The organism is Tropicimonas marinistellae, from assembly GCF_001509585.1.
GTDB lineage: Bacteria > Pseudomonadota > Alphaproteobacteria > Rhodobacterales > Rhodobacteraceae > Tropicimonas > Tropicimonas marinistellae.
The window spans coordinates 67,687-92,958 of sequence record NZ_LNCI01000011.1 but is presented as its reverse complement, the minus strand read 5'-3'; the positions used below and the strand labels follow the sequence as shown (position 1 = coordinate 92,958).

The 25,272-nt window shown below is 61.7% G+C and carries 22 protein-coding genes and 1 tRNA gene; 10 read left to right on the top strand and 13 right to left on the bottom strand.

The features are described from left to right. The first annotated feature begins 152 nt into the window (after positions 1–152). Entirely contained in the window at positions 153–611 is a 459-nt protein-coding gene (locus ARC39_RS20970; protein WP_068117415.1) for a glyoxalase superfamily protein, read from the top strand. 99 nt (positions 612–710) lie between these two features. Here ARC39_RS20970 and ARC39_RS20965 read toward each other — a convergent pair whose 3' ends face one another. The 5 genes from ARC39_RS20965 to ARC39_RS20945 form a co-directional block, all read right to left on the bottom strand. Then, entirely contained in the window at positions 711–2,624 is a 1,914-nt protein-coding gene (locus ARC39_RS20965) for an alpha-amylase family glycosyl hydrolase (protein ID WP_068117412.1), read from the bottom strand. A 183-nt stretch (positions 2,625–2,807) separates the two neighbouring features. Continuing rightward, positions 2,808–4,358 carry a CYTH and CHAD domain-containing protein gene (locus ARC39_RS20960; RefSeq protein WP_068117409.1) on the bottom strand — a complete coding sequence of 517 codons (1,551 nt, stop codon included), beginning with the start codon at positions 4,356–4,358 and terminating at the stop codon, positions 2,808–2,810. Positions 4,359–4,516: 158 nt separating this feature from the next. Then, complete coding sequence (locus ARC39_RS20955) at positions 4,517–5,311, bottom strand: metal ABC transporter permease (protein ID WP_068117407.1); 795 nt, start codon at positions 5,309–5,311, stop codon at positions 4,517–4,519. Continuing rightward, entirely contained in the window at positions 5,311–6,078 is a 768-nt protein-coding gene (locus tag ARC39_RS20950; protein ID WP_068117404.1) for an ATP-binding cassette domain-containing protein, read from the bottom strand. Before ARC39_RS20950 ends, ARC39_RS20955 begins: the two co-directional genes overlap by 1 nt. Further along, complete coding sequence (locus ARC39_RS20945) at positions 6,075–6,578, bottom strand: Fur family transcriptional regulator (RefSeq protein WP_068117401.1); 504 nt, start codon at positions 6,576–6,578, stop codon at positions 6,075–6,077. Before ARC39_RS20945 ends, ARC39_RS20950 begins: the two co-directional genes overlap by 4 nt. Positions 6,579–6,651: 73 nt before the next feature. On the opposite strand from ARC39_RS20945, the gene ARC39_RS20940 reads away from it, so the two are divergent. From ARC39_RS20940 to ARC39_RS20920, 5 genes are all read left to right on the top strand, one after another. Next, complete coding sequence (locus ARC39_RS20940; RefSeq protein ID WP_068117398.1) at positions 6,652–7,659, top strand: zinc ABC transporter substrate-binding protein; 1,008 nt, start codon at positions 6,652–6,654, stop codon at positions 7,657–7,659. 221 nt (positions 7,660–7,880) lie between these two features. Continuing rightward, positions 7,881–8,981, top strand: coding sequence for an ABC transporter ATP-binding protein (locus ARC39_RS20935; protein ID WP_068117395.1), 1,101 nt, complete (start codon positions 7,881–7,883; stop codon positions 8,979–8,981). A 67-nt stretch (positions 8,982–9,048) separates the two neighbouring features. Continuing rightward, a complete protein-coding gene (locus tag ARC39_RS20930) occupies positions 9,049–10,122 on the top strand; it encodes an ABC transporter substrate-binding protein (protein ID WP_068117392.1) in 1,074 nt (357 codons plus the stop codon). Positions 10,123–10,229: 107 nt separating this feature from the next. Beyond that, positions 10,230–11,531 (top strand): ABC transporter permease, encoded by a 1,302-nt coding sequence (locus ARC39_RS20925; RefSeq protein WP_068117389.1) that lies wholly within the window; start codon positions 10,230–10,232, stop codon positions 11,529–11,531. Between the two features lie 88 nt (positions 11,532–11,619). Then, positions 11,620–12,531, top strand: a complete 912-nt coding sequence (locus ARC39_RS20920; RefSeq protein ID WP_068117387.1) for an ABC transporter permease — start codon at positions 11,620–11,622, stop codon at positions 12,529–12,531. A 52-nt stretch (positions 12,532–12,583) separates the two neighbouring features. Here the strand turns inward: ARC39_RS20920 and ARC39_RS20915 are convergent, their stop codons facing one another. The 7 genes from ARC39_RS20915 to ARC39_RS26300 are packed head-to-tail and all read right to left on the bottom strand — an operon-like array spanning position 12,584 to position 19,251. Next, positions 12,584–13,519, bottom strand: a complete 936-nt coding sequence (locus tag ARC39_RS20915) for an AEC family transporter (RefSeq protein WP_068117384.1) — start codon at positions 13,517–13,519, stop codon at positions 12,584–12,586. A 4-nt stretch (positions 13,520–13,523) separates the two neighbouring features. Further along, entirely contained in the window at positions 13,524–14,321 is a 798-nt protein-coding gene (locus ARC39_RS20910) for an MBL fold metallo-hydrolase (protein ID WP_068117380.1), read from the bottom strand. Then, positions 14,321–15,124, bottom strand: a complete 804-nt coding sequence (locus ARC39_RS20905; RefSeq protein WP_068117379.1) for a TatD family hydrolase — start codon at positions 15,122–15,124, stop codon at positions 14,321–14,323. Before ARC39_RS20905 ends, ARC39_RS20910 begins: the two co-directional genes overlap by 1 nt. A gap of 11 nt (positions 15,125–15,135) precedes the next feature. Next, positions 15,136–16,278: a DNA polymerase III subunit delta' gene (locus tag ARC39_RS20900; RefSeq protein ID WP_068117378.1), complete on the bottom strand. Its 1,143-nt coding sequence runs from the start codon at positions 16,276–16,278 to the stop codon at positions 15,136–15,138. Further along, entirely contained in the window at positions 16,275–16,928 is a 654-nt protein-coding gene (gene tmk, locus ARC39_RS20895; protein ID WP_068117375.1) for a dTMP kinase, read from the bottom strand. The genes ARC39_RS20900 and tmk overlap by 4 nt, the downstream gene beginning before the upstream one ends. A gap of 4 nt (positions 16,929–16,932) precedes the next feature. Further along, complete coding sequence (locus ARC39_RS20890) at positions 16,933–18,087, bottom strand: D-alanyl-D-alanine carboxypeptidase family protein (protein ID WP_149866505.1); 1,155 nt, start codon at positions 18,085–18,087, stop codon at positions 16,933–16,935. Positions 18,088–18,108: 21 nt separating this feature from the next. Beyond that, the gene (locus ARC39_RS26300) at positions 18,109–19,251 is read right to left on the bottom strand and encodes an SPOR domain-containing protein (RefSeq protein WP_236545331.1); all 1,143 of its coding nucleotides are present in this window, start codon (positions 19,249–19,251) and stop codon (positions 18,109–18,111) included. A 358-nt stretch (positions 19,252–19,609) separates the two neighbouring features. On the opposite strand from ARC39_RS26300, the gene ARC39_RS20880 reads away from it, so the two are divergent. Then, positions 19,610–19,699, top strand: a tRNA-Ser gene (locus ARC39_RS20880). Positions 19,700–19,814: 115 nt separating this feature from the next. Here the strand turns inward: ARC39_RS20880 and ARC39_RS20875 are convergent. Further along, positions 19,815–21,275 carry a calcium-binding protein gene (locus tag ARC39_RS20875; RefSeq protein ID WP_068117369.1) on the bottom strand — a complete coding sequence of 487 codons (1,461 nt, stop codon included), beginning with the start codon at positions 21,273–21,275 and terminating at the stop codon, positions 19,815–19,817. A gap of 845 nt (positions 21,276–22,120) precedes the next feature. On the opposite strand from ARC39_RS20875, the gene ARC39_RS20870 reads away from it, so the two are divergent. The 3 genes from ARC39_RS20870 to ARC39_RS20860 all read left to right on the top strand — a co-directional run bounded on the left by ARC39_RS20870 (position 22,121) and on the right by ARC39_RS20860 (position 25,263). After that, on the top strand, positions 22,121–23,194 hold the full coding sequence (locus ARC39_RS20870; RefSeq protein ID WP_068117366.1) for an extracellular solute-binding protein: 1,074 nt from the start codon (positions 22,121–22,123) through the stop codon (positions 23,192–23,194). 66 nt (positions 23,195–23,260) lie between these two features. Beyond that, positions 23,261–24,388, top strand: a complete 1,128-nt coding sequence (locus ARC39_RS20865) for an ABC transporter ATP-binding protein (protein WP_236545329.1) — start codon at positions 23,261–23,263, stop codon at positions 24,386–24,388. Between the two features lie 8 nt (positions 24,389–24,396). Beyond that, complete coding sequence (locus tag ARC39_RS20860) at positions 24,397–25,263, top strand: ABC transporter permease (RefSeq protein WP_068117364.1); 867 nt, start codon at positions 24,397–24,399, stop codon at positions 25,261–25,263. Positions 25,264–25,272: the final 9 nt, after the last annotated feature.

The window sequence follows — 25,272 nt, the reverse complement described above, 5'->3', positions numbered from 1 at the left end:
AGGCGCACGGTCAGGGACACCGGCCGCTCGCAGGCGTAGACAGCGCTATGGTGAAGTCCCCACAGTCGAAACCATCCCATGCCCGACAAGACGCCTGGCAGGATGCAACGCGAGCCCATCGAACCGCCAACCGCGTCCTATTGAGGCACGAGATGACAGATTCGACCCTTCCCACGACCCTTCCCGCAGTCAATGCGCTGAAGGCGCAGGCCCGCCGCCTTCGCGAGAGCCTTGCCACCGCGGGCACGCCCGTTGGCCATTCACGCAGTCTGGAACTGCTGGCCGCGCAATTCGGATACCGCGATTGGAACACCCTGCGCGCCGCTGCCGACCAGCCGCGCCCGAACCGTCCGATGCCACCGGTGCAGACCGGTGACCGGGTGCAAGGCGCCTATCTTAGTCAGGCGTTTGCCGGCGAGGTGCTGGGGATTCGCCAACTCGACGGCGGAAACGCTTACCGCGTCACGCTGCAATTTGACGAGCCGGTGGACGTCGTGACCTTCGAGAGTTTCTCGGCGTATCGGCGCCGGGTGACCGTGACCATCGACTCCGATGGTGTGTCGCCGCAGCGAACTTCGGATGGCAATCCGCATATGCGACTGGCGCTGTAACGCCGCCCGATACCAAATAAAAACTTGCGGCAGCCCGCTTTGGCCGGCTGCCGCGCTTTGCGTCGGGCGGCCGTGATGCTTGGCGGGCCCGCGAGCCTGCTATTTCCTGCAATGGAACCAGTGGACGGCATAGCTGTCGAGCGTCAGTGCGCGAAGGTCCAAAGGTGAGGCGACGCCGCCGAGAAGGTCGCGGACCTCGCCCGTACCGCCGATCAGGGCGGGAATATCCAGCGCGAGCGGCAGAACGTGTTCGCTGAAATTGGCGACAACGAGCAGCCGCTCTTCCCCGCCCGTTCGAAGGAATGCGAAGAGATGTGGGTTGTCCAGATCGACCAGCCGGAATGACGACGGACCGAATACCGCATGGGCCTTTCGCAGCGCGATGAGCTCCGCGAGGTCGGCCGCGATACGGCCTTGCGGAGTCGCGAGGTCGCCTGCCGCAGTGAAATCCGCGTCAGTCAACGCCTTGCGGTGCACCCAGCGGGAATCTTCGCGCTTACCGGGATCGCTCAAGTACGAGTGGTCGTTCAGAACGCCCAGGTCGTCCCCCTGGTAGAGTAGTGGCAACCCTGGTGCGGAAAGAACGATTGCATGCAGAAGGCGTATGCGGGCGAAGGCATGTTCCAAGTGGAGCGCATTGCCGCTTGCCAGCGCCTGTTCAACGCCCGCCAGGGACGCCAACGTGCCGCAGACGCGGCAATCCCCGGTCGAAGGGTTCTCCTGGAATGGCACGCCGCAGGCAAAACTGCCGTCGAACCGCCCGGTGTAGAACTGGTTCAGGAACAGTCGGTGGTCGTAGCCGTTTGTGCCAAGACCCTCCGAGATTGAATCGTCCCACATCCAGCCGATATCGTCATGGCAGCGGATGTAGTTGACCCAGGCCGTGCCGTCCGGGATGGCGAAGCTCTTTGCGAGCGAGGCGTTAAGAAGTTCGGTCTGGCGCGTGGCGAGACTCTCCCACATCAGCGCCATCATCAGCGGGTTGTAGCTGAGTTCGCATTCCTCAAGCCCAATGTAGCGGTTGACTTCGTCAGGATGTACGATCGCCTCCGATTTGAAAACGACGTGCGGCGCCGCGATCCGCAGGCATAGGTTGAATGCCTGGATGACCGTGTGCGCTTTCGGAAGGCTCTCGCACACCGTGCCCTTCTCCTTCCAGACGAAGGCCAGCGCGTCGAGCCGCAGCACATCGGCTCCCATCGCAACCAGATGCAGCATCTCGTCTGCGACCGACACGAAGACATCGGGGTTGGCGTAGTTCAGATCCCATTGGTAGGAATTGAACGTGGTCCAGACCCACTTTCCGCAAGCTTCGTTCCACGTGAACGAACCTCGGCGAACTTGCGGAAAAATCTCGCGCAAGGTCTGGTTGTAGTCCTGTGCTTCGGCTTCATCCAACAGGTAGTAGAACTGGCGGAACCGCGGATCGCCGTCCCGAGCGGCTTCCGCCCAGCGATGCTCTTGCGAGGTATGATTGAAGACGAAGTCCATCACCATCCGGATGCCACGGGCGTGCAGCGCCTCAGACAGTGCCTTCAGGTCAGCATTCGACCCGAGCGCCGGGTTGACCTGCCGGTAGTCCGACACGGCGTATCCACCGTCGTTCTCGCCTTCCGGCGCCAGGTAAAGTGGCATGAGGTGGAGGTACGTAACCCCGAGCCGTTCCAGATAGGGAATCCGGTCGATCAGACCACGCAGATCGCCCGCGAAAAGGTCGATGTAGACCGCCATTCCGAGTTGGTCCTGAGATTGGTACCAGCGGGTCTCGCGCCCCTCCTGTTTGGCGGGATCCATATGTCTCTGGAACCGGGCGAGGTTGGCGACGAGTTGGCGGATATGGAGATACGCGTCGTAGCGGCCACCGTAGAGTTCCAGCATGTGTGCGAAGAGCGCGGGAAAATGCGCATCGAGCCGCGCGTGGAACGCAGCCAGACGGTCGGCGGGGATGCCCGTCAGGTCGATTTCCTCCAGGATCAGCGATTGTATCCTTGAGGATTCATAGCTCAGATCCATTCCACGCTCCTTCCGCTTGCGGTCCAGAAAGCTACACCTGCTCGACCGTATGCGGCAGCGAATTCTGTCGTCCGGGGTGCGGCCAATTCTACCGCGGCGTGAAAACCGGCCCGCCCCATTCGCCTGTCGCCCGGATCAACACGAGCCACCAAAACTGAAACGCCGGAAGCACTTCGGCCCAGATTACTTCCAAAACGGTCCGGTTCGGGTGACCCCGTGCCACATTTCCTTTGCATGGGACCATGCGGCTTCAGAATGCACGGTGCGACTGCCCAGAACCCAGCCAACAGCGCGCTGTGCAGCGGCATTTCGGGCCCCGGGGCTGTCGGGTTTGCACAAAAGCTCCTCTGCCATCGCGAGATCGTTGAGATCGCCGAAGACATTTTGCAGCTTCTTCATCCTCTTGACGAAATCCGCGACCTTCTTCTGTGAATAGAGCGGGCCAAGGAATTCAATCGTGTAGCGAAGCTTCTTAAGTTCTTTGCGAAGTTCGTGACGTTCATCGATTGTGAGATGGTCGATACCACGCGCGTGTTTGCGGACGGATTTCCACCGCTTGTTGAGCGCGGTTTGGGCGTGATCGCGGATCGGCCGTGCCAGACGGGCGGTCTGCTCAAAATCTTCCGGCGCCAGCCAGCGCCGCGTCTCGATGAAGCGCGCCAGGTCGATTTGGAAAGTCTGCACTCTCGGCCCGCGCAGTAATTCGCGCAGCGTCGTCCGAACGTGTTCGCGCCGCGAGTCGATAGCCGTCCGCAATGCCCGGAAGCCGGGTTCATTGGGGTGTTCTTCCTCGGCGGGATCAATGATGTCTGTGATCACGACATCGAGGTCGCGCAGCGCGCCGACCTCCGAGCCGATGAACTTGGCCTCTTCATTGAGCCGCTGCAACTCCGGGTGCCCGATAATGGGGCGAAAGATCCCGAAGGCAGATCGCAGGCGCCGCAACCCGATGCGCAGCTGGTGCGGCCCCTCCGGAGCGGTGGTATCGAGTACCACGTCCACATTCGCGGAAATCTGTTCGAAACACTCGCGCAAGACGTCTCGCGCCGCGATCTCGGAGGTCATTTCGGATGTGAGCGGCACGCCGTACGCGTTGCGCGGTGCGACCTCGGTCTCGATGGTTCCGGTTTCGGCCAGCATATAACCGCGAGCCGACTTAGGTAGGGTCGAGAGGTGGAGCCCCCCTTCGGGAAACAGCCGTGAGGTGAGGTCGTAGAGCGAGTCCACATCCCCTTCCTTCAACTCCAACTCGGCCTCTCGAAACGGGGCACTCACCTCGCCGGCAACGATCTCCCCGGTGTCAATGGCCAGTTCAACCTTCGATCCGTTCTCCATCGTCAATGTGCTTGCACTTCGTTTCATCTGGGTTTCGCAAACCGGTGCAAGTTCGCCATCACCAACGGTTTCTTCGATCTGCAAGCGCAATGTGAGATCCGGGATCAACGACAGATCGAGACGGCCGCCGGGGGCATGTTGCTCAACTTCCCGCGTCCGCATCAGCCCGCCGTTAAGCGTCACATCCGACTTGACTGTTTGGATCCAGAGGCGACCATCCCGGCGCATCCGAAGGGCGATACCGGCTTCGTGCAGGCGGTGATCTTCTGTGTCGTAGTAGACGCTGCGCAAATTGCGCGAATGAACGCCACTCTCGGCCAGTTGCAATTGCTTCAGGCTGCTCCGCAGGCGTTTCGTACCGTCCTCATCGAGGACGAATTTCAACTCAATCTCGGTCATGCCTTTGATGTATGGAATTGCTACCTCAGGTACAAGTGGAAATCCGGCGGCGTCTCCCGTTTTCGATCTCCGATGCAGGCGCTATCCGGCCGATGTTTGCCTCGGCGATCCGGCGTTGGTGCCGACCTCGGACCGGTGATGTGGGACATGACCTTACGTTACGTGGTCTGGCGTAGACCGGTGATCAGCACGGATGCCAGAAACATCGCGGCGGCCAGACTAACGATTGTGGGTCCGGTCGGGGTGTCAAGCCGGTACGAAAGACCGAGCCCGCCGAGCGCAGCCAAGCTCCCCAGGCCTGCTGCGGTGACGGCCATCGCTTCGGGCGTGCGCGACAAGCTGCGCGCGGTGGCGGCCGGGATGACGAGCAATGCGGCGATCAGAAGAACGCCGACGACTTTAATCGCAATCGCCACTGTCACGGCGAGGCATAGCGTCAGGGCCAGTTGCTCGCGCTGAGGATCCATTCCACTCGCCTTGGCCAGATCGCTCCCCACCGTGGCGGTGAGAAGGGCTGACCATCGCCAGGCAATCAGCGCGTTGACCGCGAGCGCGCCGCCCCAGATGACAGCCAGGTCCGACTTGCCGACTGCGAGGATATCGCCCAGCAAGTAACCCATGAGGTCAATCGGGATCCCGGAAAGGAAGGAAACCGCCACGAGGCCGATGGCCAGAGACGAATGCGCCAATACGCCCAGGACCGTGTCCGCAGCGAATCCGCGGCCCGAGAGCGTGGTGACGGTCACACCCATAAGGAGAGCCGCCGCCAGCACACCGCCGAAGACCGACGTTTCAAATGCCAACGCCAGGGCGACGCCGAGCATCGCCGCATGGGCAGTCGCATCGCCGAAATAGGCCATACGGCGCCAGACGACGAAACACCCCAACGGGGCGGCGGCCAACGCAGTGCCGACGCCGGCCAGTGCGGCACGGATCATGAAGTCGTCGAGCATCAGATCGCGTGGTCCTTGTGATGGTGTTCCGGTTGCGGGTGATCGTGGTCATGCGCGTGGTCGTGGGTGTGGCGGTAGAGTGCCAGCGCGCCCTGCGTGCCGGTACCGAAGAGCGCCCTGTACTCCGGCGCCGTGGCCACGACTTCCGGCGTTCCGTGGCAGCAAACGTGCCCGTTGAGGCACACGACACGGTCGGAGGCACTCATGACGACGTGTAACTCGTGGCTGATCATCAGGACCGCGCAGCCGACTCGCTCCCGCACCTCCTCGATCCGGTGATAGAATGCGGCCGAGCCGGGCTGGTCGAGCCCCTGCGTCGGTTCATCAAGCAACAGCAGGTCCGGTTGTTCGAGCAAGGCCCGGGCCAGCAGGACACGCTGGAATTGGCCGCCCGACAGCGCCGACATCTGGCGCCCGTGAAGGTCTGGCAACCCGGCAGTGTGCAACGCATCGGCGATGTCCTGCGCGCGTCGCCGGTTCGGGAGGCTCAAAAACCGGGCCACGGTCATCGGAAGTGTCGGATCGATGTGCAGCTTTTGCGGCACGTAGCCGAGCCGCAATCCGGGGCGACGTGCGATGGAGCCTCGGGACGGACGAAGCGCACCGATAATCGCCCGTACCAGCGTGGATTTCCCGGAACCGTTCGGGCCCACGACCGTCACGATCTCGCGCGGATGTATATCCAGGTCGATATTGGCGAGGATGTCGTGATCGCCCAGACGGACCGAAAGGCCGCGGATCGCGACAAGCGGCTCCGAGGCGGTCACGCGCTTCGCCTCTCCTGGCAGGCGGCGCAGAGTCCCTCTGCCTCGACCAGAACCGTGTCGATAGTGAACCCGGTGTGTTCGGCCGCGGCGTCCAGCAGGTTCCGAGCGGGAATGGACACGGTTTCGGCCACGCGTTCACATTTAGTGCATATCAGAAAGGCCGGGACGTGATCCGCGCCCGGATGGGTGCAGGCGACGAAGGCATTGAGGCGTTCCACCCGATGCGCAAATCCATGGCTGACAAGGAAGTCGAGCGCACGATAGGCGGCCGGCGGTTGTGATCCGAGCCCTTCCTCCTGCAGTCGTTTCAGGACGTCGTAGGCGCCCATTGCCTGGTGTTCTTCGAGAAGGATTTCCAGCGCGCGCCGCCGAACCGGGGTGAAGCGCAGGCCATCCTCACGGCACCGGGCCTCGGCCGATTCAATCGCGGAACTGACGCAATCGCCATGGTCGTGGCGCTGAAACCCGACCGGCCGGCTGGCCTCCATCCGATCTGTCATAACCTCTCCGAATTTCCTTGAACTGTTATAACGTATCAACTACCACGCCGCCACCGAGAAATGGAGTGCCCGGATGCCGAGACATATCGCGAGACCCTGTGCTGCCGCAATCCTGTTGCCGACCCTCGCTTTCGCCGATGTTCCGACCGTCGCAACCGATATCGCGCCCGTACACTCGCTGGTGGCACAGGTCATGGGTGAGCTGGGCGAACCGGCATTGACTGTCCCGCCCGGTGCCTCGCCGCACAGCTATGCCATGCGCCCTTCCGAAGCACGCGCCCTGTCCGATGCCGACGTAGTGGTTTGGATGGGCGAGGCGCTCACGCCTTGGCTTGAAGATCCGATCGCAACGCTGGCAGAGGGCGCCGACGTTCTGGAATTGTTGGATGTGCCAGGTTCGGTGATCCACGAGTTCAGGGAGACAGCGATATTTGCGGGAGGCGACGAGCACACACATGATGATCATGACGATGGGCATGAGGCCGGTCACGAGCACGACGAGCACGAAGGCACCGGTGACGATGGTCATGACGACCATGATGGAAATGACCACCACGATCACGCCCACGAAGGTCTAGATCCCCATGCCTGGCTCGACCCGGAAAATGCGCGCGTCTGGCTGGCTGCGATTGCGGAGGCATTGTCGGTGGCCGATCCGGACAATGCTGGGACCTACGAATCCAACGCGCGGTCGGCTCAGGCAAGGCTGGACAAGATGGAAGCGGAAATCGCAAGCGACCTCTCGCCGATCCGGAATATTCGCTACGTGGTCTTTCACGACGCCTACCAGTACTTCGAACGGAGGTTCGGGATTCAGGCTGTCGGCGCGATCACGCTGAGCGACGCCGCCGGTCCGAGTGCTGCGAGGATTGCCGAGTTGCGCGATGAGGTGGCGTCCCGGTCCATTGACTGTGTAGTGTCGCAGCCGCAATTCAATCCGGACCTTGTTCAGGCCGTCGTTAAGAACGGAACGGCCCAAACGACCGTCATCGACCCGATAGGTGTGGGTTTGCCGCGGGGTGCAGGGCTCTATGAAGCGATGATGCGTTCAATGGCGTCGGGCTTGGTCGCCTGCCAGTAGGACCGGCGCACCCCGCAATGGCGCGTCGAAAATCTGCGCGTCACTTGCCGGTTTCTCGGGCAAACGCAACGGAAACTCCGATCAAATCGGCGGCGCATGTCGGTTTTGACAGCAAATGGGCTGTGTTTGGGCATTGCATTGAGCGATCTGGGTTGCTTTAGTCCGTGAAAGCAAATTGCGTCGCGAACAAAGAACGCAAGAAGTGTCCAACAGGAGCTGCTTTGACTGAGCCAGCCGATCCGCCCTTTGTCGAGTTCGACAGGGTACAGAAGAGCTATGATGGCGAAACACTCGTCGTCAAAGACCTCAACCTCCAGATGCCAAAAGGCGAGTTTCTGACGATGCTCGGACCTTCCGGCTCTGGCAAGACCACCTGCCTGATGATGCTGGCCGGCTTCGAAACCGCCACGCACGGCGATATCAGGCTCGATGGCAAGCCAATCAACAATATACCGCCGCACAAGCGCGGCATCGGTATGGTGTTCCAGAACTACGCGCTTTTTCCGCATATGACCGTTGCCGAGAACCTGGCATTTCCGCTCGAGGTTCGGGGTGAGGCGAAGACCGACCGCGAAGCCCGCGTTCACACGGCGCTGGAGATGGTTCAGATGGGCGACTTCGGCGCCCGACGCCCAGCTCAGCTTTCCGGTGGGCAGCGGCAGCGGGTGGCATTGGCCCGGGCGCTGGTGTTCGAACCGGAGCTGGTGTTGATGGACGAACCGCTCGGGGCGCTCGACAAGCAGCTACGCGAGCACATGCAGTTCGAAATCAAGCATCTGCACGAGAAACTCGGCATAACGGTGGTCTACGTGACACACGATCAGACCGAGGCGCTGACGATGTCGGACCGCGTTGCCGTATTCAACGACGGGGTGATCCAACAGCTCGCGCCACCCGACGAACTCTACGAACGGCCCCAAAACAGCTTTGTCGCGGGGTTCATTGGCGAGAACAATCGCCTTGAAGGGAAGATCGAAGGGATAGAAGCGGACAAGGCTGTGGTTCGTTTGAAAACCGGTGAGCTGATCGACGCGACCCCGGTGAACGTGACCTCAGTGGGTCAGGAGACGCTGGTTTCCATCCGGCCGGAACGCGTTGAGTTCAAACCGGAAAACTTTGACGAGGGCGCGCATACGATCGAAGCGGAAGTGCTCGAATTCATCTATATGGGCGACAGTTTCCGTACTAGATTGCGCGTGGCCGGCCACGATGACTTCGTGATGAAGTCGCGCAATATGCTTGGGCAAGAGCGCCTTCAGCCCGGCCGAAAACTACCGATCAGCTGGCATCCACAGGACGCTCGCGCGCTCGACGCGATGTGACCGAATTCCTGGTGCGCGCGGAGAAAAAAAACGCGGCACCCAACATGTGTCCAACAGGGAGACGACCATGAAGAAGACCCTTATCCTGACGACGGCACTGGCAGGCTTTGCCATGAGCGCCGCTGCACAGGAAATATCTGTGATGAGCTGGGGCGGTGCCTACGGTAAGTCGCAGATAGAGGCCTACCACAAACCGTTCACCGAGAAGACCGGCATCAAGGTCATTTCGGTCGATGCCGACAACCCGGCGACACCGATCAAAGCGCAGGTCGAAGCTGGCAACGTCACCATCGATGTCGCCGACGTGGAATACGCCGATGCAGTACGCCTGTGCGACGAGGGCTTGCTGGAAGAGATCGATCCGGCGATTCTGCCAGACGGCGCCGATGGCACACCCGCGATGGACGACTTCCTCCCGGGCGCCGTCACTGACTGCCTTGTGACGACCATCGTGTTTTCGACGATCTTCGCCTACGATTCGACGAAATTCGCGGACACTCCGCCTACCAGCATCAGCGATTTTTTCGATCTGGAGGCCTTCCCCGGTAAACGCGGTTTGCGCAAGGGCGCCAAGGCAAACCTCGAAATGGCGCTGATGGCCGACGGTGTTGCACCGGAGGAAGTCTATGAAATGCTGGAGACCGATGAAGGCGTCGACCGTGCCTTTGCCAAGCTCGACACGATCAAGGACAGCGTCGTCTGGTGGGAAGCCGGTGCGCAGCCGCCGCAGCTTCTGGCTGACGGCGAGGTTTCCATGACAACCGCCTACAATGGCCGGATCTTCAACGCCGCCGTTGGCGAGGGACAACCCTTCGTGACCGTGTTCGATGGCCAGGTGTATGAATATGACGGCTACGTCATTCCGAAAGGCGCGCCGAACCTTGAGGCCGCGCTCGATTTCCTGGTCTTCTCCACCGAGACCGAACAACTCGCCGAGCAAGCCAAGTGGATCAGCTACGGTCCTGCCCGAAAGTCTTCCGGACCGCTCGTCGGCCTCTACCAGGACGGCAAGACGGAGATGGGCCCGCACATGCCCACCGCGGCTGAAAACCTGAAGAAGGCCTTGCCGTCGGATTTCGAGTTCTGGGCGGACCGGGACACGGAGTTGAACGAGCGATTCAACGCCTGGCTCGCAGGCTGAGCCGAGCTGCTCAAAAAAAACAACCTGTCCCCGGCGCTTGATGCCGGGGCAGGACGCAGGCCCCCCGCGGTCCGTGCGATCCATTCTACAGATTGTCGGGAGACCGTATGTCCGACGCAGTATCCGACCCGTCTCGCAGCGAGACACTGACAACAGCCGATGGCAAGCCACTGAAAGCGGCGCTGGCGCGAGCCCAGGCCCGAAATCGGCGGCGCGCCTTCTATCTGGTGTTACCGCTGTTGCTCTTCGTTGTGGTGACCTTCCTCATCCCCATCGGTCAGATGCTCTCGATGTCGGTGAACAACCCCGCCTTCTACTCGTGGAAAGACCGCGATACGGGTGAAAAGGTCCCGCTCATGGTCGATCTGCGCGCGTGGTTCGACGAGAATCCGGTGGGCACCGAGCCTGATGAGGCTGCCTACGCCGCGCTTGCCGCCGGACTCGCCCATGCGCGTGAGACTAAGTCGATCGGCCAGATCGGGACACGGATCAACTACGAAGTGTCCGGAACGCGCTCCATGTTCACCAAGTCGGCCCGCCGTGCCGAAAAGCTGGAGCCGCCCTTCAAGGAAGCCCTGCTCGACATAGACGAAGACTGGGCGGACCCGCGGCTCTGGAGCGCGATGCGCAATGCCTCGAAATCCTTTACGGTCGATTTCTACCTCGCTGCGCTGGACTACACCCGCGACGCTGACGGCAACGTGGTCAAGGTCGAGGAAGAGCGCGCCGTATACATCCTCCTTTTCAAACGCACGCTGGTCCTGTCGGCTTTCATCACGCTCCTGACGCTGGTGCTGGGATTCCCGATCGCCCACCTGCTGGCAACGCTGCCGCTCCGGCATTCGAACCTGTTGATGATCTTCGTGCTGCTGCCGTTCTGGACCTCGCTCCTGGTGCGCACGACATCCTGGATCGTGCTCTTGCAGAGCCAGGGGGTAATCAATGACGTCTGGGTGGCAACCGGCCTGATCGGTGACGAGAACCGCCTTCAGATGATTTACAACCAGACAGGCACGGTCATCGCCATGACCCACATCCTTCTGCCTTTCATGGTGCTGCCGCTCTACTCCGTGATGCGACCGATCGACCCGTCCTACGTTCGCGCGGCGCGCTCGCTCGGCGCAACCTCCTGGACGGCATTCCGGCGCGTCTACCTACCGCAGACGGTGCCGGGGATCGGGGCAGGGGGGCTGTTGGTCTTCATACTTGCCGTCGGCTACTACATCACGCCGGCGTTGGTCGGTGGCTCGTCGGGCCAGCTGATCTCCAACCTGATCGCCTTCCACATGCAGAAGTCGCTCAACTGGTCGCTTGCGGCGGCGCTCGCCTCGCTTCTGCTGGCCGGCGTGCTGCTTCTCTACTGGCTCTACGACCGGCTGGTCGGCATCGACAACCTGAAACTCGGATGATGCCGCACCCTGTCATCTTCTTCTGTCCGTAAATATCCCGGGGGGTCCGGGGGGCTGGCCCCCCGGCCGCCGGATCCGGAGACACGCCATGGCCCTGCAAAGCTACGCATCCCCGCTGGAGAAGATCTGGCATTACACCTATCTGGTGATCTGTGCATTGATCTTCCTTTTCCTGATCGCACCGATCCTGATCGTCATCCCGCTCAGCTTCAATGCCGAACCCTACTTCACATTCACCGAGAAGATGCTGGCGCTCGACCCGACGGGGTATTCGACCCGTTGGTACGACATGTTGCTGACCTTTGGCATGACCAACCCGGACGCGCCGCGCGACAGCTCCTGGTGGGCGGATACCTGGGCCAACGCGGCCTGGATCAACGCCGCGAAGAACTCCGTAATCATTGGCTTCTTCTCCACCATCCTCGCAACGGTCCTCGGCACGGTCGCCGCGCTCGGGCTCTCGCGTCCGGAGATGCCGTTCCGCCGCTCGATCATGGCAATCCTGATCTCGCCAATGATCGTGCCGATCATCATTACCGCAACCGGACTGTTCTTCTTCTACTCGGCAACCGGGCTGGCAAATACCTATCTCGGTATCGTCATGGCGCATGCGACGCTCGGAATCCCCTTCGTCATTATCACGGTGACGGCGACGCTGGTGGGCTTCGATCACTCTCTTACCCGGGCGTCCGCGTCGCTTGGCGCCGATCCCACGACGACCTTCTTCAAGATCACCATGCCACTGATCCTGCCGGGCGTGATATCGGGCGCGCTCTTCGCGTTCGTCACCTCCTTTGACGAGGTGGTGGTGGTGCTCTTTGTCGCCGCCCACGATCAGCAGACGATTCCGCGTCAAATGTGGAACGGCATCCGGGAGCAGATCTCGCCGGCAATTCTCTCCGTTGCCACGATCCTCGTGATCGTCTCCATCGCGCTTCTGACCACGGTGGAGTTGCTGCGGCGGCGGTCGGAGAAGCTGCGGGGCGTGTCGCCCGGCTAACCCGGTCCGGCACGCTGTCCGGGGCCACTTGCTTTGCCCAGGACACGCACGCTCAGTGAAGGAGCGTCAGCCAGAACCAGCTCGTGACGAGTGATACGGCGGTGCCGATCAACACTGCGGAGGCAACCACGCGCCGGGCCACGCCATACATGTTCGCAAAGATGTAGGTATTCACGCCCGGAGCCATGGCTGCCATTGTCACCGCCGAGCGGAAGGCCGGTTCGGGGAGCGCGAATGTGGTTCCGACAGACCAGGTAACCGCGGGATGAACAACCAGGGAGGCGAGGACGATCCAGGCGATCGTGCGCAGGTCGCCCTCCGGCCGGTACTGGCAGAGAACACCACCAAGACCGAAGAGCGCGGCGGGCAGTGCGGCACGCGCCATCAGGTCGAGCGCATTTGTGAAAAAGGCTGGCAGCGCGACGCCGGAAAGATTGACCGCCAAGCCAGAGACGATGCCAAGGATCATCGCATTGCGGAACATCGCCTTCAGCACCCTGCCGGGCAATTGTGCAAGCGTTCCACCGCTCGTGCGGGCGCGCACGACCTCCATCGCAGTGATGCCGAAACCATAGCAATAGAGCGAATTGACCGAGATGATGACGAAGTTCGACTCCGTGGAAGCGGGCCCGAAGGCCTGCTCGGTAATGGGCACGCCCAAGAGCAGGCCGTTGGCAAAGAGCCCGCAGAAGCCGATGGCAACGCTGTCTTCCCACGGCCGGTGAAACAGGTAGCGTGCGCCGGCGAAGGCGACGAGCGCGGATATCGTGGCGCCGCTATAGTAACTCAGGAAGAGGGCAGGCGCGAAAGTCTCACCAATCTCCAAGGTCGACATCGCGCGAAAGAGCAGGGCGGGAATGGCGAAGTTCTGTGAGAACTTCATCAACCCGTCCACTCCGCTTTCAGGGAAGAGCGATTGCCGCACGGCGACGTAGCCGAACCCGACCACGAGGAAAACCGGCAGGATCGTGACGAGGATATCGAACACGGGCTTACCCTCCGAGGCTGAGTGTGAGACCGTCGTGGGCCGGAACAACGTACTCCGGGGTCTGCGCTGCGAGGGTGGCGTAGTCCATGTCGATGTGCAGGTTGGTCAGGACCGCGCGCCGCGGGCGGGCACGCGCGATCCATTCCAGCGACATATCCAGATGGGCGTGGCTGGGGTGGGGCGTGTAGCGCAGCGCATCGAGGATCCAGCAGTCGAGCCCCTCAAGGAGCGGCCAGGCCGTGTCGGGAATCTCGCTCACGTCCGGCATGTAAACCAGCCTCCCGATCCGGAAACCAAGCGCGTCGATATTGCCGTGCCGCACCCGGATCGGCGCCAGGTCGACAGGACCGGCGGCGCCGTTCACCGAGATCGGCCCGTCAATGCTCTGCATGTCCAGGATCGGCGGATAGTCAGATCCCTCGGGCTGTACAAAGGCATACCCGAAACGCTTGTACAACGAATCCTGAGTCGCCGAGTCCGCCCAGACAGGTAGGCGGCTTCGCCGCGCGAAGACCACCATACGAAGGTCGTCGATGCCATGGGTGTGATCGGCATGATCATGCGTATAGACCACGCCATCGAGAACGCCGACGCCGGCACCGAGCAATTGGTGGCGCAGGTCAGGGGAGGTATCGATGAGAACGCGAGTGACCGCCTCGCCGTCGAGCCGCTCGACCAGAAGCGAACAGCGATGACGGGAATTCTTCGGATTGTCAGGGTCACAAGCGCCCCAGAGCCCACCAACCCTCGGCACGCCGCCGGACGAACCGCAACCTAGAATGGTAAAGCGAAGCTCGGGCATCAGGCAGCCTTGTCCCATGCAGCGGCCTTGGCGAAAAGACGGTCGAAATTGGCGGTGGTCCGGGAAGCGAACTCTTCGTAGCTGAGGTCGAAAACCTCGGCGCCGACGCGGGCGGTCAACGCTGAGTAAGCCGGTTCGTTCCGTTTGCCCCGATGCGGAGGCGGCGCGAGATAGGGCGCGTCGGTCTCGACAAGGATCCGGTCGACCGGCGCGGCGGCGAAGATGTCGCGTAGCTCGTTGCTGCGAGGAAAGGCGGCGATGCCGGACATCGAGAGGTAGAAACCGAGATCGAGCGCCGCCTGTGCGAGTTTCGCCCCCGAGCTGAAGCAATGCATGACGCAGTCGAAAGCGCCTCTGCCGTGCTCCTCGGTCAGGATTCGGGCCATGTCATCGTCGGCGTCGCGGGCGTGAATGATGAGGGGCAGTCCGGTCTGACGGCAAGCCTCAATGTGAGTTCGCAGACTCTCCTGCTGTATCCCGGCAGTGTCGGCCGTGTAGTGGTAGTCCAGCCCGCTCTCGCCGATCCCAACGAACTTGGGATGCGCCGCGAGCGCAATCAGTTCCTCCACTGTTGCCAGTGGTTCGTCCGCCGCGCTCATCGGGTGCGTTCCCGCGGCATAGAACACCGAGTCATGGGCCTCGGCGATGGCGCGAACCTGCGGTTCCAGGCGCAACTTGGTGCAGATGGTTACCATGCGCGATACACCCGCCTCGGCAGCGCGCGCGACAATATCTGCGTGCTGGCCGTCAAAATCCGGGAAATCCAGGTGACAGTGGCTGTCCACGATCTGCGGTTGGGGCATGGTTGCTCGGCTCAAACTGGCGCGGACATGACCTCATCGGCGCCCGCGTTGATCTTGAGAACCGTATCAAGCAGCAGAGCGGCAGGGTCAAGGTTGACCGCGATCCCGTGACGGGTTCGTTCGCTCAGCGATTGCTGCAACGCCGCCCAAAACCGTGCCGCGCCCGGATGGGGGCAAAGCCGGGACAGGCAAGCGCTTTCTCCGGGTGCGGCTTCGGGAGTTGGCGGACCCATGATGCCGGTTCGTGCAAGCCGGGTGAGGAACAGATCGATCATCTGCAGGGCTTGATCGACAGTTGTCTCGCCACCGCGCGCGCCGGCGGCATCACAGAACGCCAGCGCGCGGCTTCGGTCAATCTTCGGGGCCGCATCGAAAAGTCGCACCAATCCGGCGTATGTCGAGAGCCCGTTGTCGGACAGCAGCCGAAATGCCGAACCGACGGATCCATCCGAAAGCGCCATCGTGGCGGCCGTATCCTCCGGCATCTCTGCCCCCGCCGCCTCCAGCGCCGCGACCAAGGACTCGGCAGAAAGCGGCTGGCAGCGCAGGGTACGGCAGCGGGACCGGATCGTCGGAAGCAGGCGCGACGGCTGGTGAGAGACGAGCAGCAAGAAGGCGTTCGCGGGCGGTTCTTCCAACAGTTTGAGTACCGCGTTTGCGGCGGAAGTGTTCATCTCGTCGGCGGCATCCACGATCACGACTCGCCGGCCGCCATCGGTTGCGGACATAGCGAAAAAGCCCTTGAGCTTCCGCGCCTCGTCAACCGTGATATCCTGTTTCAGCCGCTTGGCCTTCGTGTCCCACGGGCGGCGCAACAAGAACAGGCGCGGTTCGGACAACGCGTTCATCCGGCGGACAACAGGGTGCTCCGGGTCCGTCTCAAGCGTGACGGGCGGAGGCGGCGCCCCGAAGAGACCGTCTTCGGAGCCTGAGTCCGGCGCCGTGAGCAGAAATCGAGCGAGACGCCACGCCAACGTCGCCTTGCCCACCCCGCGAGGACCGGTGATGAGCCAGGCATGGTGCATACGGCCGCTGTTGAACGCATCTATGAATGCTGCTTCCGCGCCGTCTTGCCCAAGCAGCCGGAGTGTATCTCTCGGGTGCGGTGCGCCTTCCAGCCGATCCGGTTCGGGAAGGTCGTCGGCGTCGCTCATCGGTCGGCCGGTTCGGGGAGGCGGGACAGCGCCCGATCCCGCACGTCGAGCGCCACAGCCTCGACGCTGCGCCCGCCGTCGATCAGGATACAGCGCTCCGGGTGCGTGCGCACAAGGTCAAGAAATCCCGCACGCATTTTGCGCTGTAGCTCTTCGCCAAAATCCTCGAACCGTTCTTCGCTTGTTTGCCGGCCCTTGGCGCGAGACAGGCCCTCCGCAGGGTCCATGTCGATGACGAAGGTGATGTCGGGCTCCGTTCGTATGATCATGTCGTGGAGCTGATCCACTTCATCGCGCAACCCCTTGCCGCGTAGCCCCTGATACAGGCGCGTACTATCGGCAAAGCGGTCTGTCACCACGACTTTACCTGCGTCCAGCGCTGGCCAGATCCGCTTTTCCAGGTGGTCGCGGCGTGCTGCGGTGAACAGAAGGATCTCCGTTTCCGGCGACCAGCGCGATGGGTCACCCTCCAGCACCAGGCTGCGGATTTCCTCGGCACCTGTAGACCCACCCGGTTCCCGCGTGAGCACGACCGGATATCCCGCCGCTTCGAGCGCTTCGGCGAGCAGGCGTGCCTGCGTGGATTTGCCGGAACCGTCGATACCTTCGAAAGAGATGAACACCCCGCGCCGGGGGAATTGCGTGGTCATCGGATCAGAGCCCTGCGGCCTGCCCGGTCACTTGGCGGAAGAGAACATAGGCCGCGGTGCGTACGCGTGGCAGAAACCCGCCTCGGGCAACGGCGGTTTCAGCCGTTAGTGGCAGTTCCTGACGGTCGAGATCGGGCAGATCGACGATCAGCGTGCCGATTTGCTGCCCCTCTGCGATTGGTGCGCGCAACGGTGTCTCGTATGTGACCTCAGCCTCGATTTCACCTCGAACGACGGCTGGAACCAACAGGCTGAGGTCTTCCGGTACGACCATGCCCACATTGCGTTGAGATCCCATCCAGACCGGGGCTGTCGCAAGACGTGTCCCCTTTTCGGCAACCGTCTTCTGCACGAATTGGCGGAACGCCCAGTTGACGATGCTCTCGGCCTCTTCCGCGCGCTCGACCTCGTTGCCGAGACCGGAGATGACGAAAACGATGCGGCGGTCGCCTTGTACCGCGGACCCCACGAGGCCGTAGCCGGCCTCTGCGGTGTGGCCGGTCTTCAGCCCGTCCGCACCGATGCCAAGGCTCAGAAGCGGGTTCCGGTTGCGATGATTGGAGGGAACGCGGCCGTCATAGGCAAACTCGGTCATCCCGAAATACCCGTAATACTCCGGAAATTCCTCGATGAGACGCCGGGCGAGAAGGCCCAGATCCTCCATCGACATCTTGTGGTTCGGGTTCGGCCAGCCCGAGGCGTTGGCAAAGGTCGAGTTTTTCAACCCGATTGCCCGCGCGCGTTCGTTCATCAGGCGCGCGAAGCCTTCTTCCGTACCTGCGAGTCCTTCGGCGACAACAACGCAGGCATCGTTGCCCGACTGGACGACGATTCCCTTGATGAGTTCCTCGACCGTCGGGCGATCCTTCGGGGTGAGAAACATCGAAGAGCCGCCCATGGCGGCTGCCTTGTCGGAGACGCTGAACCGAGTGTCCAGTGTAACGCGGCCATCGCGCAGCGCCTCAAACAGCATGTCGAGTGTCATCAGCTTCGACATTGACGCTGGCGGTAGCGGTTGTTCGGCATTCTTGGACAGCAGGACAGTGCCCGTTGTCTGGTCCAGCACCCACGCAGCTGTCGCACGGGTTTCGAAGGCCGCGTAGGCCGCATGAGCGGTCAGGCTGGCGGCCAGAATCAGAAGAGCGGTGAACTTTCGCATCATGGCCGTATCTGTAGCCTGTCAGCCACTGACGGGATAGGCGTCAGTGAATCCCAGATCCTTCACTTTTCGTAGCATCGAGGCCCGATCGGACTTCGAGGTGGCTGGTCCGACGACGACACGCCAGAAGGTCTTGCCGCTGCTCTCCTGCTCGAAGACGCGCGGGGAGACGCCGTTCTGGCGCATTGCCTCGGCGGTGTTATTCGCGTTCTCCTGCACCGAGAAAATACCGATCTGCACATACGGCCGGTCGATATTGGGCGCGGCGGCGCGACTGGCGGCAATGGCCTCAGGCGCTGCGGCGGCTTCCTCGGCAACCACGCCCAGTGGTTCGGCTGTCACCGTGTCCGTTGCTGCAAGGTCCATCATCGGGGCGGGGGCTGCGGCCGGCGTTATCACCTCCTCAGCCTTCTTGCGGCGGAATGGGTTCCAGTTCCACTTTTTCTTTGTCGCGGTATTCACGGCGGCGACTTCCACTGCGGCCTCCGCAGCCGAGCCGTCAGCATTCGCCGCGGTTGCGATGGCTGGGACTTGTGCGTCCGCCTCTGCACCTTCGCCGCCCAACGTACCGGCCGCAATAGGCGCGCCGAGATCGGTCTCGGTCGTGGCTACGGCGGCGGTCGCTTCGGCGGCAATTGCCTGTGCGTCGGTCGCTGGTGCGTCGCTTGCCTCCGCCACCTGAACGTCCGTGGCCGGTTCGGCGGCAACAATGACGGGTTCCGCAGGCTCCTCGCGTCGCAATGCCGTGACATTCAGCGCAGTCGGTTGGCCCGCCAACAGCCCCAGGGCAGCCGCCGCATCAGATGACACCTGGAGCTTGGGGCCGGGGTGTTCCCGTTCACGCTTGAACAACGCGCCAATCACGAAGTTGCCATTGGTCTCGTTGCGAATAACGACGCGCTCCGGATTGGCGATCTCCGGATAGGCGACCCAAACCCCGCCGAGGGACGGGCGGCCGTCCCACAAGCCGGTGTCGCTCACCTGGAAAACCTCGGGTGCCTCGACATCGCGCTCGACAAGTGCACCGCTGGCGGGTCGTTCGGAGAAGGCTGTCGCTTCTCCTTCGGGCGCTTTGGAATTCCCGTTGGCGCCATCCATGCACCCTGAAACCGGCAAAACCAACAATGACGCTCCGAGGAACAGAGTCAGCCTGTATCTGTCCATTCTTGACCTCTTTTCCGCGCGTTGCTCGCGCTTGTCCGGGGCCGGCCGACGGCCCCACCGCTCGATATCAGACCGTTTTCCGGCCCACTTGCGACTGTTATACAGGGACTTGTGCCATGGGGGAAGGGGCGAGACGTACTGTCGATGTTATTGGTGTTCGATGAGGCATTCGTCTCAGCCGACCGGTGAAAATTGTTGCCGAACGGGCAACACGCTCAGCGGGCCAGAGATCGGATTCTGTTTTTCAGCGCTGGATCAGGCATCGAGAGTGTGATTACAAGTGCGCGCCGAAGCGATTGATACGACAGACCGGTGACACCCAAACCCGGGTAATCCACCGCGTAGCGCGTCGGTACATGGAAGCGTGGCCGAGTGGTTGAAGGCTCCAGTCTTGAAAACTGGCATACGGGAAACCGTATCGTGGGTTCGAATCCCACCGCTTCCGCCATATCAACGATCGCAAAGAGAACTGCAAACGGACACATGCGTGTTTTGCCGCATCGTTCCCGCGCCTGTCCGTCGTCGGCGCATGACCGCACCCGGCAGTCAACAGGTTGCGAACCTTACGAGATGACCGGCCCGTCATACCACCCGGCGATGTCGTCGAGCACCAAGTCGATGGTCGTGTTCAGGACCGTGAGGTCTGAGTCCGGCCCCATCGAAAGAACGACGTCGCTCCCGACCTGCGCGACCGATTCCACGCCGAACCCGCCGATGAACAGGATCGTATCTTCCTGTTCGTAGTCCGTGATGGTGTCGTGTCCTCCGCGACCGAGAAAGTCCCTGTCGCTCATGTACCTGAATGTATCGGCTCCCGCGCCACCCTCCATCACGTCGTCACCTGCGCTCGCGAACAACACGTCATCGCCCGAGCCGCCCGAATAGGTGTTGGTGAAGCCGGTGTCCCAATGCCCGCCGTAGAGATTGTCGTTCCCCGCACCGCCAATAAGCGTGTCGTTGCCGTAACTTGCCCAAAGCACGTCGTTGCCGGCGCCGCCCACAAGTGTATCGTTACCGTGGGCACTGTTGATGTGATCGTTGCCGGTCCCACCGTAGATGAAGTCGTCGCCGAAGCCGGTGATCACGTCGTCGTCGCCCCCCTGTCCGAAGATGATGTGGTTCCCGGTGCCGGTTCCCCACGGCGGCTCGCGGCTGACGTATTCGATTGGATCCGGGCGGATCTCGTCGTTCCCGTCCCCGCCAAGAAAGATGTCGTCATCGTCGTCCCCGGGAGACAGTGGGTCGGGCCCCGGGAGCGAAATCAGTGTATCGTCACCGTTGGTGCCACTGAACAATCCCTCCATCAGGGACTCGCCGGTGAAGTCATCCGCGTCCAGCACCGCGTGGTAGCCGGCGACGCCTTCGAGCTTGATGGTGACTGTCTCGAACTCCGCAATCACCAGACCAATCGAGTCGAGCCGTGCGTAGTTGACGCCGTCGTATCTGGCGCGGATCTCCGCCTCCAGGATCGCCGCGACGTCGGCATCGGCAACGGTCAGCAGAAGCATGTCGCTGTCTTCCGACACCGGTCGGGCCGAGGCGATCTCGCCGGTCGTGTCGATTGTCAGGGCATTGCCGCCGACTGCGATGTCCCACAGGCCGTCGGACCCGTCGGAGGCTTGGTCCCACACAACAGTGTCATCACCGCTTCCGCCGGCGGCTATGTCGGCGCCAGGTCCGGCGAACACCAGGCGGTCATCTGTCTGCTCGCCGAACAGCAGATCGTCACCTCTTCCGCCCTTAAGACCGTCATTGCCGTCCCCGCCGATCAACGCGTCATCGCCGTCATTTCCGTTCAATGTGTCGTTGCCACTCTCGCCGAAAAGAAAATCATCGCCTTCGCCGCCGGACAACTTGTCGTTGCCGTGACCACCCCAGATCCAGTCATTGCCCAGGCTGCCACGGATGTCGTCGTTCCCACCACGGCCCTTGAGGATGTCATTCCCGCCGAACCCGCGAATGATGTCGGCAACGTTCGTCCCGACAATATGATCGACAAATCTTGTTCCAGATAGTCTTGCCATGAGTTCCGCCTCCTTCATCCGTGAAGGGTGGGGAGCGCTCAGGCGCCGCGACCACGCTGCGACCTGCCACCCCATCCTGGCACATCATCAGCAAGCGAAGCGTACCAGAGCACTAAGGCGGCTTGTATGATTTGCCGCAACTCGCTGCGCGATTGGGGTGTGAAAGCCGGTTTTCCCGGTCCCAGACCGTCGGCGCGTGGTACGGGAAGGCCCCGGATTCGGCCTCCCGTTCGACTTGATGTGCCTGGTGGCGCCGACGCATTGTGAAACCGCGGAGCAGTCGGTGTCTGACCCTGATCGCGACTGGAGTCTCCAGAGTAGAAGGCGATTGATTGGTCTGGCCCCGCGCAGAGGTGGCAAAAGGTGTCGCCTCGCGAGGTGAAAAAGCGTGTATCCCGAGCCCTCGAGTCTTGCGGGTGCAGGATTATGGGTGCCGCTTCAGCCACCAGTAGTCACGTCGAGTCCTGCCACTTGCCCCGCGGCGCATGGCGTCGTGAAACTCGTTGCTGGTTTTTTTCGTGCGTCGGACATGCGGATGGATACTTGAGAGCCTCGTGACAAAGGTGCGGCCGAGACTCGGACTTCAACCGTGTCGCTGCTGGACACAGCAACGCCTCAAGTGCCACGTGCGCGGCGATTCGTGCCTCCGATATCACCGATCGGCATGGTCCCCGCGCGGAACAAAGGACGGCAATCCCGTCCTCGGACAGACTGGTTCGAATTGGTCCAGAAATCCCTTTTTTCATCTGGGACGCTAACGCAGCGACAAAACCCAAAAACTGCCCTACAGTCCATGCCCAGAGGCCGCGATGAAGGCTTCGTAAGAAATCGACAGGGAGAAAAATATGAAACCATCTATTCTGTTTACAAGCCTTTTGGCCGCAACCGCGCTGTCGGCTTCGGCTGCCTCAGCCGAAACTCTCCGCCTGCTGACCTGGGGCTCATATGCCCCGGAGGAACTCATTCAGAAGTTCGAGGAAATGTACCCTGACATCACGGTCGAGGTGACGTTTTCCAACAACGAGGAGATGATCGCCAAGCTTCGCGCGACTGGTGGCGCGGGCTTTGATCTTGCCCAGCCGAGCCACGACCGGATCTATGCCGCTCAGCTCGAATACGGAATCTACAAGCCACTCGACCTGTCGCAGATCAACACAGACGCGATGTCGCCGGTCCACCTTGAAGCGGTCAAGGCTAACACGACGATCGAAGGCGAGGTTTATGCGGTTCCACACCAGTGGGGCACATCCGGACTGATGGCCGACATGACCAAAGCTCCCGACGTGAAGAGCTGGGGCGATCTCTGCAATCCCGCCTACCAGGGAAAAACGTCGATGCGGCTGAAGCGCACGATCCTGCTCGGCACCGCATTCGCCATGGGCGAAGACCCATTCGCCATGTACGCGGATCTGGACAAGTACCAGGAGTTGCTCGACCGGGTCGCTGATGAGCTGATTGCGTGCAAGGAGAACATCAAGGCCTATTGGCAGGGCGGCGACGACCTGTCGGCCATGATGCTCTCGGGCGAAATCGTGGCCTCGGAAACTTGGGACTCGACCGCCTACAAGCTCTATGACCAGAACAACGACATCGTGTTCATCCCGCCCGAGACGGGTGCGCTGACCTGGATCGATACATTCGCGATTCCCGCAAAAGGCAAGGCAGACGACGCCGCCTACAAGTGGATCAACTTCGTTCTCGAACCGGAAAACATCACCGTCATGTCTGGTAGCACCGGCGCCATTGCCGCTGTTCAGGGTGGAGCTGACCTGTTGCCGGAGGACAAGAAAGCGGCAGTCAATGCGGCCTTTACCCAGGCCGACATCGACAATCTGAAGTTCTTTGCCAATATCCCGCCGGGCGTCGAGGATATGGAAGGCAAGACATTGGAGAAGATCAAGGCCGCAACCGGCGGATGATCTTTCAAAGGACCGGGACGGCGCCGTGCCGCGCCGCCCCGGCATCAACCTCCGCTGAAACAGACTATGGACGACCGGGACGACATGACTGCCGCCGACGCCTTCGACCTTGAGTGCACTGGAATCTACAAGGATTTTGGAGATTTTCGTGCCGTCGACGATGTTTCCTTCCGCATTCCGAGCGGAACCTTCTTCTCCATTCTCGGGCCTTCGGGGTGCGGGAAAACGACGTTGATGCGGATGATCGCCGGTTTCGAGGACCCGACTCGCGGCGACATCTTCATCAAGGGAGCCTCGGTGCTCTCGGTGCCCCCCAACAAGCGCAATGTGAAGATGGTTTTCCAGCACCTCGCGCTGTTCCCCATGATGGATGTCTACGAGAACATCGCCTACGGCTTGCGTTGTGCCGGTACTCCGAAGGACGAGATTTCGGGGAAGGTGGCGGATGTGTTGGCGCGCGTTGCCCTTCCTGATCTGGCGCGGCGGGAAATCCACCAGCTTTCCGGCGGGCAGAAGCAGCGCATCGCCATCGCCCGGTGCATGGCGCTGAACCCCGACGTGCTGTTGCTAGACGAGCCTCTGGGTGCATTGGACCTCAAGTTGCGTGAGGCGATGAAGATCGAACTGAAGCTGTTGCAGCACCAGTTCGACACCACTTTTGTCTACATCACCCACGACCAGTCCGAGGCGCTGGTGATGTCCGACTATGTGGCCGTGATGAATGCCGGTCGATTTGAACAAGTTGGGCGGCCCGAGGAACTCTACCATTCACCGAAAACCGCCTTCGTTGCCGGTTTCGTCGGTGACTCAAACCGGTGGAAAGGGCGTGTTCTGGACGTCCGGAGCGACGGCGTCAGGATCGAGACCGACGTCGGGTTGACCGTTGTCGGAACGCCCTATGGCGAGAAGGCCATTGCGCAGGGTGACATCGCCGAGGTCTTCGTACGACCGGAATTCGTCGCTGCGACGAAACCTGGCGAGTCTGTGCCGCAGGCCGAGGGCGAAAACACGCACACCGGCACTGTCGACAGCGTACTCTTCAATGGTGCCAACAGCCGGGTGTTGGTCCGTAGCCCCGCCGGAACACTGATCGAGGCAGACGTGGTTGTCACCGGCGGAGGCGAGGACCTGCGCGAAGGCGACACGGTACGGCTCTCGTGGGCGCCGGCGCAGTCAATGTGTTTTTCGGATTGAGGTTGCCAATGTCATCCGACGCCAAACGCCTTTCCCTGATCCTCCTCTTCAGCCCATTCGCGCTCTGGATCACCCTGCTGATCATCTTGCCGCATATCGGCATGGTGGTCCTGTCGTTGCGCGAGAAGGTGGCGCCACGGGTCTACGAGTTCGGCTTCGGCAATTACATCGATTTCATCAACGAGCCCATTTACTGGAACACCCTGCTGCGGACCGGTTCGATGTCGTTGCTGGTGACCGTGCTAGCGCTGCTCATCGGCTTTCCGGTCGCCTACTACATCGCCAAGATCGCGGGCAAACGGGCGCGCGGGGCACTGTTCCTGATGTGCCTGATTCCGCTCTGGGTCAGTGACCTTATTCGCGCCTTCGGTTGGATCCTGCTGCTGCGCGAAACCGGGGTGGTCTCCAGCGTGTTGATCTGGTCTGGCATGACCGATGAGGGAATCGAGTTCCTCTACAATGACGTGACCGTTGTTGTCGGGCTCGTCTACACCGTCATCCTGTTCATGATCGTGCCCCTTGTGTCCACGCTCGACGGTATGGGCGACGACATGATCGAGGCCGGATACAATCTCGGCGGCAACAACCTGACGGTACTGCGTCGGATCATCGTCCCCTATGCAATGCCGGGGATCGTCGCGGGGTGCATCGTTGTTTTCATGTTGACCGCTGGCAGCTACCTCACGCCAATCCTGCTCGGCGGCAAGAACTCCAGCTGGTTCACGGAGCAGATCTACGACCAGTTCATTACCCGCTTCAACTGGGAGTCCGGCGCCGCCTTCGGCTTCTTGCTGCTTGCGTTTACATCCTTCGTCGTGTGGCTCGGGCTTCGTCTGAGCGGTCAATCGCTGGCCAACACCGTGGCGCGGACCTGAGGAGCGGCG